Source organism: Bacillus sp. 22446, assembly GCF_052044955.1.
In the GTDB taxonomy this organism is placed as follows: Bacteria; Bacillota; Bacilli; order Bacillales; family Bacillaceae; genus Bacillus; species Bacillus altitudinis.
The window spans coordinates 250,985-264,663 of the sequence record NZ_JBQEOD010000004.1; the positions used below are offsets into that span (position 1 = coordinate 250,985).

The 13,679-nt window shown below is 39.0% G+C and carries 15 protein-coding genes; 9 read left to right on the forward strand and 6 right to left on the reverse strand.

Features of this window, described 5'->3' with window-relative positions:
• Positions 1–77 precede the first annotated feature (77 nt).
• Positions 78–656, forward strand: coding sequence for a GNAT family N-acetyltransferase (locus tag ACTJJD_RS11055; RefSeq protein ID WP_008348478.1), 579 nt, complete (start codon positions 78–80; stop codon positions 654–656).
• A gap of 193 nt (positions 657–849) precedes the next feature.
• Positions 850–1,245, forward strand: coding sequence for a transcriptional regulator SpxA (spxA, locus tag ACTJJD_RS11060; protein ID WP_003211421.1), 396 nt, complete (start codon positions 850–852; stop codon positions 1,243–1,245).
• Between the two features lie 40 nt (positions 1,246–1,285).
• Here spxA and ACTJJD_RS11065 read toward each other — a convergent pair whose 3' ends face one another.
• Entirely contained in the window at positions 1,286–1,951 is a 666-nt protein-coding gene (locus ACTJJD_RS11065; protein WP_440608387.1) for a TerC family protein, read from the reverse strand.
• Positions 1,952–2,215: 264 nt separating this feature from the next.
• On the opposite strand from ACTJJD_RS11065, the gene mecA reads away from it, so the two are divergent.
• From mecA to pepF, 4 genes are all read left to right on the forward strand, one after another.
• Complete coding sequence (mecA, locus tag ACTJJD_RS11070) at positions 2,216–2,881, forward strand: adaptor protein MecA (RefSeq protein ID WP_008348474.1); 666 nt, start codon at positions 2,216–2,218, stop codon at positions 2,879–2,881.
• Between the two features lie 85 nt (positions 2,882–2,966).
• A complete protein-coding gene (gene cls / locus ACTJJD_RS11075; RefSeq protein ID WP_008348473.1) occupies positions 2,967–4,487 on the forward strand; it encodes a cardiolipin synthase in 1,521 nt (506 codons plus the stop codon).
• Positions 4,488–4,546: 59 nt separating this feature from the next.
• Positions 4,547–5,809, forward strand: coding sequence for a competence protein CoiA (locus tag ACTJJD_RS11080; protein WP_440608388.1), 1,263 nt, complete (start codon positions 4,547–4,549; stop codon positions 5,807–5,809).
• A gap of 214 nt (positions 5,810–6,023) precedes the next feature.
• Positions 6,024–7,850 carry an oligoendopeptidase F gene (gene pepF, locus ACTJJD_RS11085; protein ID WP_282746884.1) on the forward strand — a complete coding sequence of 609 codons (1,827 nt, stop codon included), beginning with the start codon at positions 6,024–6,026 and terminating at the stop codon, positions 7,848–7,850.
• A gap of 288 nt (positions 7,851–8,138) precedes the next feature.
• On the opposite strand, the gene ACTJJD_RS11090 is transcribed toward pepF, so the two are convergent.
• From ACTJJD_RS11090 to ACTJJD_RS11110, 5 genes are all read right to left on the reverse strand, one after another.
• Positions 8,139–8,312 carry a hypothetical protein gene (locus ACTJJD_RS11090; protein WP_440608389.1) on the reverse strand — a complete coding sequence of 58 codons (174 nt, stop codon included), beginning with the start codon at positions 8,310–8,312 and terminating at the stop codon, positions 8,139–8,141.
• Between the two features lie 295 nt (positions 8,313–8,607).
• A complete protein-coding gene (locus ACTJJD_RS11095; RefSeq protein ID WP_007499002.1) occupies positions 8,608–9,519 on the reverse strand; it encodes a ClpXP adapter SpxH family protein in 912 nt (303 codons plus the stop codon).
• The gene (locus ACTJJD_RS11100; RefSeq protein WP_007499001.1) at positions 9,516–9,914 is read right to left on the reverse strand and encodes a globin domain-containing protein; all 399 of its coding nucleotides are present in this window, start codon (positions 9,912–9,914) and stop codon (positions 9,516–9,518) included. Before ACTJJD_RS11100 ends, ACTJJD_RS11095 begins: the two co-directional genes overlap by 4 nt.
• 277 nt (positions 9,915–10,191) lie before the next feature.
• Positions 10,192–10,956 carry a lytic transglycosylase domain-containing protein gene (locus ACTJJD_RS11105; protein ID WP_008348461.1) on the reverse strand — a complete coding sequence of 255 codons (765 nt, stop codon included), beginning with the start codon at positions 10,954–10,956 and terminating at the stop codon, positions 10,192–10,194.
• A 25-nt stretch (positions 10,957–10,981) separates the two neighbouring features.
• Positions 10,982–11,557, reverse strand: coding sequence for a CYTH domain-containing protein (locus ACTJJD_RS11110; protein WP_007498999.1), 576 nt, complete (start codon positions 11,555–11,557; stop codon positions 10,982–10,984).
• Positions 11,558–11,774: 217 nt separating this feature from the next.
• Between ACTJJD_RS11110 and ACTJJD_RS11115 the strand changes: the two genes are divergently transcribed.
• The 3 genes from ACTJJD_RS11115 (at position 11,775) to ACTJJD_RS11125 (ending at position 13,669) form a co-directional block, all read left to right on the forward strand.
• A complete protein-coding gene (locus tag ACTJJD_RS11115; protein ID WP_008348459.1) occupies positions 11,775–12,140 on the forward strand; it encodes a hypothetical protein in 366 nt (121 codons plus the stop codon).
• A 33-nt stretch (positions 12,141–12,173) separates the two neighbouring features.
• Complete coding sequence (locus ACTJJD_RS11120) at positions 12,174–12,803, forward strand: GTP pyrophosphokinase (RefSeq protein WP_008348457.1); 630 nt, start codon at positions 12,174–12,176, stop codon at positions 12,801–12,803.
• Positions 12,804–12,868: 65 nt separating this feature from the next.
• Positions 12,869–13,669 (forward strand): NAD kinase, encoded by an 801-nt coding sequence (locus ACTJJD_RS11125; RefSeq protein ID WP_008355343.1) that lies wholly within the window; start codon positions 12,869–12,871, stop codon positions 13,667–13,669.
• Positions 13,670–13,679 lie beyond the last annotated feature (10 nt).

Sequence of the window (13,679 nt, forward strand, 5' to 3'; positions counted from 1 at the left end):
AGTACAGGCGTTTAAATAGCAGGAAATCGGGAATAGATAAGGAAGTGGTTCTTAACTACATCATAAGGAGCGGATCCATGAATTGGTATGAAAAGCTCAGTGAATACTTCCCGATAGAAGAAATGAAGTCAAAAGAGCATATGGAAGCTTTATTAAAGGAAAGAAGTGATATTTATCATAAAGAAGAAGGGCCTCATCATGTAATGATGTACGCTGAATTTGATTCTTTCATCTTTATTGATTATTTATTTGTTTCCAAGGATGCAAGAGGTGAAGGCCTCGGCTCAAAGCTCATTCATAAGCTGAAGGAAAAAAGAAAACCGATCTTGCTTGAGGTCGAGCCTGTAGATGAAGATGATGCAGATACTGCAAAACGCCTAAAGTTTTATCAGAGAGAGCACTTCAAGCATGCTGAATCAATTGGTTATAAACGCAGGTCACTTGCAACGAATGAAGTGAACCGCATGGAAATTCTTTATTGGTCGCCTCGTACAGATAATGAGGAAGAAATGATGGAGGCCATGAGAAAGACGTACGAAGGAATCCATACGTATAAAGACGAAGAATGGTATGGACAATCGTATGAGGATGTTGATGATGTGCTGAAGCTCGTTAAAAATAGAAAACAAAAAAATATTTTCGATCATCTCGACTAAATGAGAATGTTCAGACTTCAAACATCAGCACAAAAAGAATGAAATTGTCTAGTTTTTGTCACAAAAATTGCAAGAAAATCTGTTCACACTTACTTTTTTATAGTATAATCACTATAAAGATTACTTATTTAGAACAATTTTAATTTAAGAATACAGATCAATATTCATTCTACAAATTGAGGAGTGAAGATTTATGGTAACATTATACACATCACCAAGCTGTACATCATGTAGAAAAGCAAGAGCGTGGTTAGAAGAGCACAATATTCCATACCAAGAGAGAAATATCTTTTCTGAGCCTCTTTCAATCGATGAAATCAAAGAGATTCTTCGTATGACGGAAGATGGTACAGATGAAATTATCTCAACACGTTCTAAAGTATTCCAAAAACTAAATGTAAATGTTGAGACAATGCCGCTTCAACAATTGTATAAACTAATCAATGAGCACCCTGGTCTTCTAAGACGTCCAATTATTTTGGATGAAAAAAGACTGCAAGTTGGGTACAACGAAGATGAAATTAGACGTTTCCTTCCTAGAACGGTTCGTACATTCCAACTTCGAGAAGCTCAGCGACTTGCTAACTAATAGAGAACAAGAAAAGCTGCCGATCATTTGGCAGCTTTTTTTATTTATTTTCAGCCGTTTGTTCGTAAAAGAGACTGGCTAAAATAACGGTTGCGACGGTTAAAAAGGGAAGCAACAATTCAAGTGTTGTATGCTGCGCCATAAATTCATTCAGTTTTACCTCACGGACAATCATTTCTCCGCCAGTAAAAGCTAAAAGGGCACTCCCTCCGTATAAAAGAATCGGAAACTTGGTTAGTGCTGCATGAATCAGCTTACTCCCCCAAATAATAATCGGGACTGAAATCATTAAGCCAAAGGCAGTGAGCACCATGTTCCCTTTAGCTGCCCCTGCAACAGCGATCGCATTATCAAGTGACATAAAAAGATCTGCAATCACGATGGTCTGAACAGCACGCCAAAGGGAGCCGCTGCTTTTAATCCGAATGGATTCTTTCTTTTGTTCAATTAACAAATTGTATCCTATATAAAGGAGAAAGAGACCGCCGATAAATTGCAAATAGGGGATGGTCAATAAATAAACGGCAGCACCAGTCATGGTGATTCTCATCAGCACTGCCAAAAGTGTGCCGATCCATATGGCTTTGTTTCGTTTTTCATTTGATAAGCTTCGACTGGCCATCGCAATGATTAATGCATTATCTCCGCCTAATATGAGGTCTATGCCAATAATCATCAGTAAGGATACGATCCACTCTGTTTCCATCCAGTTCACCTCATTTCACTAAAATAGCTCGTACAACCAATATATGAAGACAATTCAAATATATGTTTCTGCAAGTTTTCTCTGCAAAAAATGCGTTTTTATTTCTTTTATTCATGTTTTATCATAAAATAGACAGTACACAGCAATACCTCATTTCTTTAAATGGTTAACATGTAGACGGAACGGGTAAAGTGTAGTAAAGTACTATTAATTGGGAGCTTGTATGTCCCTTCAACATCTTATATAGAAGGGAAGGTTGGCAAAATGGAAATCGAAAGAATAAATGAACATACAGTCAAATTTTATATTTCCTACGGTGATATTGAAGATCGCGGTTTTGACCGTGAAGAGATATGGTATAATCGTGAGCGCAGTGAAGAGCTGTTCTGGGAAGTGATGGACGAAGTGCACGAAGAAGAAGAATTTGCAGTAGAGGGACCACTTTGGATTCAAGTACAGGCACTTGATAAAGGTCTTGAAATTGTCGTGACAAAAGCCCAACTTTCTAAAGATGGACAAAAGCTCGAATTGCCGATTCCAGAAGATAAAAAAGATCAAACAGATGAAGAAAGTTTAGATGCTCTGCTTGATGATTTTCATAAAGAAGAGCAAGATCAAGAAGATCATAATGAGAAGGACAAAAAACTTCAACTTCAGTTCGTATTAAAAATGGATGACTTTGAAGATTTGATTGCACTTTCTCAATTAAATATGCAGGATTTTACGACAAGTTTATATTCGTTTGAAAACCGTTATTATCTATATGTTGACTTCCACGAGGATTTGTCAGATGAGCAGGTGGAGAATAAGCTTAGTATTCTGCTTGAATATGCTCATGAATCAGTGGTCAGCATCTACAGACTGCAAGAATACGGTCAGCTGATTGTCAAAGAGAATGCGCTTGAAACGATTCAACAGCACTTCTCGTAACAACCAAAAGTCGATTTCTATAGAGGAATCGACTTTTTTATCTGAATGAAAAAGTAAACAAAGTGATCGGCAAGGAGAAAATGAAATGAGAAATGTAGTCAAAGTTCTATTTTTTCTTATCATTACAATAGGTGCTTATTTGATTATCCAAATTTTTGCCGGTGATCTAGCGGTAAGTGTATTAAGTTCCGTCAGTGTTCTATTCACTTTATCGATTATCTTCATCGGGTTTGTCATTTTCTTAGAAAACAGAAACCCCTCTCAAACGATTACGTGGCTTGTGCTGCTTGGGAGCTTTCCGCTTTTCGGGTTTTTGTTTTATATTTTCTTTGGACGCAATATTAAAAAGCGCAGACTTTTTGAAAAGAAAGCGGTACTAGACGAACAGCTTGTCCAGGAAGATGAACGTATCCACAGAGAAGCGATTGAAAAAATGACTCATATGGGTGACCATCAGCAGCTCTTATTTAAACTGGCCCACAGACTTGGACATACCCCTATTACGTATCGCACATCCTCTAAAGTTCTGACCAATGGAGAAGAAACGTTCTCTCATATTTTTGAAGAAATCAAAAAAGCAACACATCACATTCACCTAGAATATTATATTCTCCGTCATGATGATCTGGGACAAGAATTAAAGGACATTTTAATCGAGAAAGCAAAAAGTGGTGTGATTGTCCGCTTTTTATATGACGATGTAGGCAGCCTAAAACTTTCCCGTCAATATATTGCTGACTTAGAAAAGGCTGGCGTGCAGATCGTTCCGTTTTTACCAGTGAGACTGCCCTTATTAAATAATAAAATCAATTTCCGAAATCACCGGAAAATCGTGGTGATTGATGGAGAAGTAGGATTTGTCGGCGGACTTAACATTGGGGACGAATATATGGGCAGAAGCAGACAATATGGATTTTGGCGTGATACGCACCTGATGATTAAAGGTGAGGCCGTTCGTGATTTGCAGCAGATTTTTATGCAGGATTGGTATTACATGACCAATGAAAGATGCTCGGGTGTGGATTATTTTAAAGATTTCAGTCATATGGAGAGTCGAGCAGAAGGCGTACAAATGATTGCTGGTGGTCCTGATAAACAGTGGGAAGTCATTAAAAATCTCTTTTTCTCCATGATTATCTCCGCCAAAAAATCAATTTGGATTGCTTCACCTTATTTTGTACCTGATGATGATATTTTGTCCGCACTGAAAATTGCAGCTTTGAGCGGAGTCGATGTACGAATCATTGCACCGAAAAATCCAGATAAACGCATTGTATTTCATGCGTCCCGTTCATACTTCCCCGAACTTTTAGAAGCAGGTGCGAAGGTATATGAATACGATCAAGGCTTTATGCATAGTAAGTTTATCATTGTGGATAGTGAGCTAGCATCAATTGGTACAGCAAATATGGATATGAGAAGTTTTCATCTGAACTTTGAAGTGAATGCTTTCCTCTATAAAACAAAAAGCACAGAGAAGCTGGTCAACGACTTCTTAGGTGATTTAGAGCAGTCGCATGAAATTGTTCCAGAAGAATTTGCGAAGAGACCTTTGAGGGTGAGGCTGTTTGAATCAACAGCAAGATTATTATCACCGCTTTTATAAAAATTGTCTTTTCCCCCTTTTTAAAAGGGGGATTTTTTATTTTACTAAGGGAAAGTAGGTTGAAATCGTGTTTTGATACGATAAAAATTCATTTTCGATATTCGCTTCCTGATGAGAGAAAAAGCTATAATACGGTCATCAAAGAGCAAGGGGCGAAATATATGAATGCAGCGATCATGGAGAATGGCAAGCTGATTCGCATCACACAACATCTGACTAAAAGGCGGCTAGAGCATGTAAGAGCTACGTGCAAGTTTTACTGTCCTGAATGTAGGCAGGAGGTTCTATTAAAGCTAGGTGAGCATCGTGTTCATCATTTTGCACATAAACAGCTCTCGGCATGTCCATTAGCGTCCACCGGTGAAACAGCTTATCATCAGGCAGGGAAAATGGCTCTTAAGGATTGGCTCACGCAGCTTGGATATGAGCCGTTACTAGAGAAATATGTCTCAAACATTCAGCAGCGCCCTGATGTGACCGTTGCTATAGAAAATAAAAGCTATGCCATCGAATTTCAATGTGCAAATATTTCGTGGAAAGAGCTACATAAACGAACGGAAGGTCTCCGTGCTGCGGGTCTCTATCCTATATGGATCATAGGGGCGAATCGTTTAAAACGAATGGCTGGACAGCTCTTTTCATTCTCCTCCATTCATTGGGGCATTTTAAGGCAGTCAAAGAATAGGAGACTCATTTTTTATTGTCCGATCCAAAATAGATTCATCCACCTGGATCAACTTCTCGTGTTTCAGCCAACGAAAATATGTGCCTCAATGACCGTTAGACCGCCTTCAGCTTATCGCCAACTATCAGCACTCTTATCTGTTTCCTCGAGTAATCATCAATTGTATAAAGAGTGGCTCAAGTGTATTCGGCAATTTAGGGAGCGGCCACCCCGCATTTTAGCAAATGAAAGCAAGCGTTTAAGAACCATTTTTTATGAGCATCATCAAACAGCATGGCCATTTCTACCGACAGAATTATTTATCCCCCTGACAGAAGCATATATCTTTTCAAGCCCTGTTTATGTATGGCAAGGATGTCTTTATGATTGGATGGTTAGAAAGGAAAAAGAACAAGTGACCATTCATCTTCTTTTAAAAGAAATTGAGCGATGTGTCCAGCATAAAGAAGTGAAGCTCCGATATGCCAATGTCACAATAGAAGAAATCAAAGAGGTGATCATTTCATATGTACGGGCGCTTGTTAAACTAGGGTTTTTATACATGACGAAAGAGGGTAATTATCAAGTAACGTCGAATCAAAAGCCTATACGAACAGCAGATGAAGCGATAAAACGAGATACTTTCTTATTTCATTAGCATGTTTCATGCCCACTTTGATCATGATAAGAAAAAGGTGGTGCTGCTATTGAATAGAAAGAAACGCTTTTTTCTCATTTTTTTAGTTTGTTTGGTATTTATTTCTGCATATGATTTGACAAACATAGTTCAAAACAAAGAAGATAAATACAACACCAATTTCTTTCACTTTCCGAAAGGTTGGTTCAACACAACTCATGCAAGGGGGATTCATATGACTTCACAAAATAACAACAATCATTTACCAGACAGAAGCGAAGTAAAAGAAGAAAACAAATGGCGCCTTGAAGATATTTTTGAAAGTGTCGATTCTTGGAATAAGGAATTCGAAGCTGTAAAAAAAGAAATTCCGAAGCTCGCCCAATTTAAAGGCAAGCTGGCCCATTCTGCTGATGTCTTGTATGAAGCCCTAACATTTCAGGATCAACTTTCTGAAAAGCTTGGCAAGCTTTATACATATGCGCATATGAAATATGATGAAGATACAACAAATTCATCATTTCAGGCTTTAAATGATAAAGCATCCAATTTATTTACACAGCTGTCTAGTACATCTGCCTATATTGTTCCGGAAATTTTATCTATTCAAGAAGATAAGCTGCAGCAATTCATTTTGGAAAAAGAAGAATTAAAACTTTATTCTCACGCTCTCGAAGAAATTAACAAGGAGCGTCCGCATATTTTAAGTGAAGAGCAAGAAGCTTTATTAGCTGAAGCCTCTGAACCTTTATCAACATCATCCACTACGTTTAGTATGTTTAATAATGCAGATATTTCGTTCCCTTCTGTTAAGGATGAAAATGGAGAAGAAAAGAAAATTACTCATGGCAACTTCATTACCTTTTTAAACAGTGATGATCGTGAAGTGAGAAAGAATGCTTTTAAAGCCGTTTATAAAACGTATGATCAATATAAGAATACTTTGGCGTCTACACTCAGCGGCTCGATTAAAAAGGATAATTTTTATGCGAAAGTACGTCATTACAAATCTGCAAGAGAAGCAGCGTTATCACGCAACAGTATTCCTGAAGAAGTGTATGACAATCTAATTGATACAGTTCATCAATATTTACCGTTATTACACCGCTACATTGAATTGCGTAAAAAGGTATTAAAGCTTGATGAAGTGCACAATTATGACTTGTATACACCATTAGTAAAAGATGCTGGCATGAAGCTGACCTATGATGAAGCAAAGGATTATATGCTGAAAGGGTTAGCGCCATTAGGAGAAGAATATGTTTCGGTATTAAAAGAGGGACTCGAAAATCGCTGGGTAGACGTTTATGAGAATAAAGGGAAACGAAGCGGCGCGTATTCTTCTGGAAGCTATGGTACGAATCCTTATATCTTAATGAACTGGCAAAATAATATTGATAATTTATTTACGCTGGCTCATGAATTTGGTCACTCTGTTCATAGCTACTATACAAGAAAGCATCAGCCATATCCGTACGGAAACTACAGTATTTTTGTAGCGGAAGTAGCTTCTACAACAAATGAAGCATTACTAGGTGAATATTTACTGAATCATTTAGAGGACAAAAAGCAGCGCTTGTATGTGCTCAATCATTTGTTAGAAGGATTTAGAGGGACGGTATTCAGACAAACGATGTTTGCAGAGTTCGAGCACCTGATTCATGTGAAAGCGCAAGAAGGGGAGGCATTAACGCCAGAGTTTATGACGAACCTGTATTACGACCTGAATAAGAAGTATTTTGGCGAAGGTATGGTTGTGGATAAGGAAATCGGATTAGAATGGACGCGAATTCCGCATTTCTATTACAACTATTATGTGTATCAATATGCGACAGGCTATAGTGCGGCTCAGGCATTAAGTAAACAAATTTTAGAAGAAGGGAAACCTGCAGTGGAGCGCTATACAGACTTCCTTAAAGCAGGAAGCTCTGACTATCCAATTAACGTGCTGAAAAAAGCTGGTGTAGATATGGCATCAAAAGAACCAATTGAGGCAGCATGTCAATTGTTTGAAGAAAAATTAAAGGAAATGGAAGAGCTCATCTCAAAGACTGGTGAGTAACGAGAAGACTTCTGTCAGATGTGTGAGTGCAAACTCACCTTTTGGCAGGAGTTTTTTCTTGAAATAAAAAAGACCAGATTGTTGACAAAGGGCTAAAATGAACTTGATTTTAGCCCTTTGACTTCTTTTTAGCGTGATAGAAAACCTTTGCAGGCTAGGAAGGCCGAGTTACTCGCGCGGAGCGAATTTGACTTTCGTGAGCACTAGCACGCAGGACTGACACCGAATGCGAGGGTTTGCCTACACGCTAGACCTCGTCTATATGAACGAGGTTTGTACATTCAATGATTACGATTTAAAACCTTTGAAGGTTTTTCGGTAATTCATTCGATAGAGTGTAAAGAGAATGGAAGCGAATAGGAGTGGAGATGTCAGGTAAAGAGACAGCATCTTCATTAAGCCTAATATATTTAAACAGAAACATAAGCCAATGGCAACAAGTCCAATGGTTGTGCTGCGCATGCAGATCCCCCCATTTTTTTGTTACTTTCACTATATGAAAGTGACAGTCCTCTTATGTTTTGTGACAAAAATATGAACATATAGTATATCGGTTGTCATAAGTCGACAAAATTTGATATACTACAGATGTGAAATTAATCACATACAAACATTACCCCTTTGTTTGACCGTGAAAAATTTCTCCCATCCCCTTTGTTGTCGTTAAGACATAGTGAAACCGCGCTTATCCCGGCGCGGTTTCTTCGTACTTATAAATAGAACAAGTGTTCTTTTTAGAGTTAAGAAAAAACATGGGTCAGCACCCATGTTCATTCTCACAGCGGTAGACATCAAGATCTGAATGATTGTCTCCTTCTGTATAACGCCAAAACATTTCCTGATGTACTTGTACACGTTCTACCTTTTTAGCAAATGCGAGCTTTTTCATCTCGCGTTCAACTTCTTCAAGTGTCAGGTCATATACAACGGCAATTTCTTTTGCTGATGCAAATTGAAAGTAAGCGATAAACCATTCAATTGGCGGTCGTTCTGAAGGTGTTGGTTTTTCGCCAATCATTTCAAAGAGAATTTCCTCGTAAATATCGTAAGAATATGCACCTGAAATCTTTAATCCTTCTTCACCATTGATCGTATTAAAAAAGGCGAAAGTGGGAAGCTCAGACACATCCATTTCAGCTGCGATTTTCATATCACATTGGAGCGCTTTGACAGCACTTTGAGAATGGATATCTCGCTGGAACTCTTCAATGTCCAGTCCAGCCGTTTTTGCATTTTCTAGCAAGACTTGTTCACTGGTGACGTCCTGCTGATGGCAAAAAAGCGATTCTTGAATGAGTCGTAAAAATTTCATTCCGCATTTTCTGCCCTGAAGTTCAGCTGCTTTTAATGCAAGAGAGGCGAGATAAGGTGATGTCACAATTTGTTCAGACAGCATTTGTTCTTTTTTGGTCTGAGTTTTCGTGGCAAATTTCCCCCACGCTTCGGTTAGCAAATGTTTTTTTCGTTTCCGGTTTAAAGCATTAATACTAGAACTTGTAACCGTTCGTAAAGTGAAGAAACGGCCATATTTCATTTTCAACTTTTTAATTGATGGCTCTAATAACCAGCAGTCCGGGCTAAGAGGATCAATGAATACATAGATTTCAATCGGCTTTTGAGGATGTCCGTGACAATGTGAGAAATATTGCTCATGCGGATTGCAGCTCAAGATCGTCCGTCCTTTTCAGGTATTTGGTTGACCATGTGACGAGCCGTCAAAGACAGTCGCTCAAATAAAAAGTCACGAATATCGCCGGTTAGTCCTACTTGATCCATTGCATCCTCCATGCATTCAAGCCATGCGTCCGCTCGCTCCTCAGTAATCGGAAAAGGGAGATGTCTCGCCCGTAGCATTGGGTGACCATGCTCCTCAGTATAAAGCGGCGGTCCGCCTAAATATTGAGTTAAGAACTGTTTTTGTTTTCTTGCTGTTTCTTTTAAGTCATCCGGGAAAATAGGATGAAGCAAAGGATGACACTTTACATTTTCATAAAAAGTATCAACAAGTTGCGATAGAAGTTCCTCTCCAACCGCTTCGTAAGGTGCGTTAAACGATTGTACCATGTTGACTACTCCTTTAACTCGTAGCTAATAGGATGGCTCACCCTATTGCGAATTTCATGTATTTCAAAAGTGATATTCAGTTTGTTCTATTTTGTTGTTTCTATTCTTGTATACTTATTTTAACAACCTCTACTCAATTCCACAAACAAACCGCTTTGGTCCTTTGGGAATAGTGAGGGAGACAGGTTCCGTGTTCAATTGACCATATCATAACACATTCAGTCAAAAAAGGGTGAAAAGCGACATACAAAAAACCGAAGAGGTTATTCTCTTCGGTTTAGGCGAAATATTGAGCTGTGATTTTCTTTACATAATTTTGTGTTTCTTTAAATGGAGGAATGCCTCCGTACTTATCTACATTCCCTGAGCCTGCGTTATAAGCGGCTAAGGCAAGTGAGACATTTCCATTATATTTTTGCAGCATTTGTTTTAAATACTTCGTTCCGCCTTCAATGTTTTGGGCTGCATCAAAGGCATTGTTCACGCCAAGTGATTTAGCAGTAGACGGCATAAGCTGCATCAGTCCAAGTGCACCAGCATGGCTGACAGCATTCGTGCGATAACCGGATTCTTGCTTGATCACTGCGTGGATCAGCTTTTCTGGAACTCCGTGCTTTTGAGCCATTTGTGAGACGATCTGATTAATCTCTTTTGATGAAGAGCCTGAAACAGCTTTTTGAAGCGGTGGTGTGTAGCTGTTATTTAAGACGTTTCCAATACCATTTGCGGTATTCAATTGGCTGTCATTTGCATAAAGAGACTGAGATTGAAGCTGTTCACTGCCCGCTATCGCAGATAAATATGGGTTCATTCGTGCATATTGCGTGTTCGGAGACGTTGATGGGTCCGATCCCATGAAAGCAGAAATGGAAAGCGGGAGACGAGATAATTCTGATCCGCCTAAAAAATCTTGCAACAGCGACTGGAATGAAGTCTCAGCGCTTGATTCTTGTCCAGCTGTGAGTTGTGTTTGTCCATTATCAGATTGTAACGTTTTGAGTGCTTGAAGCTGCATAAAGGATTGAAGTTGATTGACGTTCATCATGTTCCTCCTTCAAGGAATTCATCTATTCTTTTGTTTTCATTTTTTCTTCATAAAAGCGTACGACTTTGTTTTTCGTGTGTCTTGGTGGGATCTGAAATTGCTGAAGCAATGCTGTGAAAGCGGCTTGTCCAATGTCTAAATCGCTCACTTCAAATTCAAGTTCATAGTCCTCTACTGTTAAATATCGGCTGTGATCCAAAACAATTAAGCCTTCTTTGATCATTTTTTCTGCTCTTGACGTTTCCAGTGAACCAAAATACACGATTTGATCCTTTTGAATGTGAAGGTGTACTAATCTGTCTGCCACTTCACCTTCTGGCAGGTGGAAATGTTCAAGACTTGCGGGAGGATCGATCGTTTGGTGAGTTTCCAAAAGGCCGATCTCATGCGGTTCCTTTAATGTGAGGACCCACTGCCCGCCTTTTTCTCTCATTCGTAATGCAGCGAATTTGGATTTTATATCAAATTGAGGTGTATCAAAATAATAGTTGGTTTGAGTGTGGAAGTCCTCGTCCTTTAATTGAAAATATTCTTTTAACTGTTCAAATTCTTCTTTCATTAATAATTGTTTTAGTTCTATCTCAATTTCCTGTGCCATTTTGACATCAACCTTTCATTTAGAGGAAATATGATTATTGTACATGAAAAGTTTCATTTTTTCTTATTTATTCCTTAAAAAGAGACGTATATAGATGCTAAATGAGGCAAAATGAACAACGAAATGGAGAAATCAAATTTTCTCAAAAAGTTCGGTTTATCAATATTGAACTTGATATGATAAAATAAAGCTGTACTTTGTTGTAAAGGAGATCATGATGCAAAACAGAATTGAAATCACAGAAGCAACTTTAAAAGAAGACAGGCTGATCTTGACGGTCCAGTCAGATGAGCAAATTCAAAAAGCAAAAGCATCAGGACAAATGCTTGTTGATTCTGATCACTTTGCGTTCGTTTACATACTTGAGACTGAGGAGTCTTTTACGTATCTTATTTTAGGAGAACATACATGGGCTCCATTAAAAGAAGCAATGAATCGTGAAATCCCTGTCTATTTGGCGGCGGAAGAGCAAACGCTAGAACTCATTCAACTTCATCAGGAATTAAACTATTTAATCGACAATATTAAAGACAATGCCAATTACGGAGATATGGAAGAGAAAGTGAAGAGCACATTCCTCTGAAATAATTAGGTATTTGGAATTGGGGGAAGTTTCATGGACAAAAAACAATGGGATCAATTCCTCGCACCATATAAGCAAGCAGTCGAAGAATTAAAAGTGAAACTAAAAGGCATTCGAAAACTGTATGAATTTGAGGATGACCATTCACCAGTAGAATTTGTCACTGGCCGAGTGAAACCCGTTGCCAGCATATTGGAAAAGGCAAAGCGTAAAAACATCCCGATGCATGAGATTGAAACAATGCAAGATATTGCAGGGCTTCGCATTATGTGCCAATTTGTAGAAGATATACAAGTCGTCAAGAAAATGCTTCAGTCACGAAAAGATTTCGTGGTTGTAGATAAACGCGACTACATTGCAGAACATAAAGAAAGCGGATACCGCTCGTACCACCTTGTTGTGTTATATCCGCTGCAAACGATCAATGGAGAGAAGCAGCTCCTCGTCGAAATCCAAATCCGTACATTAGCCATGAACTTTTGGGCGACCATCGAGCATTCTCTGAATTATAAATATAGCGGGAATATCCCGGAGAAGGTCAAGCAGCGCCTTCAAAGAGCTTCTGAAGCAGCATCTCTTCTTGATGATGAGATGTCTGAAATCAGAGGGGAAATTCAAGAAGCGCAAGTGGCATTTTCCCGGAAAAAGAAAAACGATAGCTAAGCCTAAGCTTGATCAAATATGATGCTGCTTTCTCGTCGCAGCAAGGTGGAAAAGGAGAAGAATTCATGAAATTTGCAGTTTCTTCGAAAGGGAATTCTGTATCTGACACACTTAAAAATAAAATACAGACCTACTTATTGGATTTTGGAATGGAATTAAATGAAGAGGAACCCGATCTCGTCATTACAGTTGGCGGAGACGGAACCCTTTTATACGCTTTTCACCGGTATAGCAACCGTCTGAACGAAACCGCTTTTGTCGGCGTACATACAGGCCATCTTGGTTTTTATGCGGACTGGGTCCCGAGTGAAATTGAAAAGCTTGTGTTAGCCATTGCCAAAACGCCTTATCATATTGTGGAATATCCGATTCTTGAAGTCATCGTCAGGTACAACGATGGGGGCAGGGAAGAAAAATATTTAGCAATGAATGAATGTACGATTAAAAGTATGGAAGGTACGCTTGTGGCAGATGTTGAGATTAGGGGTCAGCTTTTTGAAACATTCAGAGGAGATGGTCTTTGTTTGTCTACACCATCTGGTAGTACAGCCTATAATAAGGCACTTGGCGGGGCTATTATTCACCCATCCATTAGGGCGATCCAGCTGGCAGAAATGGCTTCAATCAACAACAGAGTGTTTAGAACGGTCGGTTCGCCGCTCATTTTGCCGGACCACCATACGTGTGTGATCAAACCGATTAATGATGTGGATTTTCAGGTGACGATAGATCATTTGTCGCTGCTGCATAAAGATGTGAAATCCATTCAATGCCGAGTGGCAGACGAGAATGTCCGGTTTGCCCGATTTAGACCATTTCCGTTTTGGAAAAGGGTGCAAGATTCCTTTATCGGCAAAGGAGAATAAGAAAGAGGTT

Coding starts and splice junctions, on each gene's coding strand:
- ACTJJD_RS11055 (WP_008348478.1), top strand. CDS start 78: ATGAATTGGTATGAAAAGCTCAGTGAATACTTCCCGATAGAAGAAATG.
- spxA (WP_003211421.1), top strand. CDS start 850: ATGGTAACATTATACACATCACCAAGCTGTACATCATGTAGAAAAGCA.
- ACTJJD_RS11065 (WP_440608387.1), bottom strand. CDS start 1,951: ATGGAAACAGAGTGGATCGTATCCTTACTGATGATTATTGGCATAGAC.
- mecA (WP_008348474.1), top strand. CDS start 2,216: ATGGAAATCGAAAGAATAAATGAACATACAGTCAAATTTTATATTTCC.
- cls (WP_008348473.1), top strand. CDS start 2,967: ATGAGAAATGTAGTCAAAGTTCTATTTTTTCTTATCATTACAATAGGT.
- pepF (WP_282746884.1), top strand. CDS start 6,024: ATGACTTCACAAAATAACAACAATCATTTACCAGACAGAAGCGAAGTA.
- ACTJJD_RS11090 (WP_440608389.1), bottom strand. CDS start 8,312: ATGCGCAGCACAACCATTGGACTTGTTGCCATTGGCTTATGTTTCTGT.
- ACTJJD_RS11100 (WP_007499001.1), bottom strand. CDS start 9,914: ATGGTACAATCGTTTAACGCACCTTACGAAGCGGTTGGAGAGGAACTT.
- ACTJJD_RS11105 (WP_008348461.1), bottom strand. CDS start 10,956: ATGAACGTCAATCAACTTCAATCCTTTATGCAGCTTCAAGCACTCAAA.
- ACTJJD_RS11110 (WP_007498999.1), bottom strand. CDS start 11,557: ATGGCACAGGAAATTGAGATAGAACTAAAACAATTATTAATGAAAGAA.
- ACTJJD_RS11115 (WP_008348459.1), top strand. CDS start 11,775: ATGCAAAACAGAATTGAAATCACAGAAGCAACTTTAAAAGAAGACAGG.
- ACTJJD_RS11120 (WP_008348457.1), top strand. CDS start 12,174: ATGGACAAAAAACAATGGGATCAATTCCTCGCACCATATAAGCAAGCA.
- ACTJJD_RS11125 (WP_008355343.1), top strand. CDS start 12,869: ATGAAATTTGCAGTTTCTTCGAAAGGGAATTCTGTATCTGACACACTT.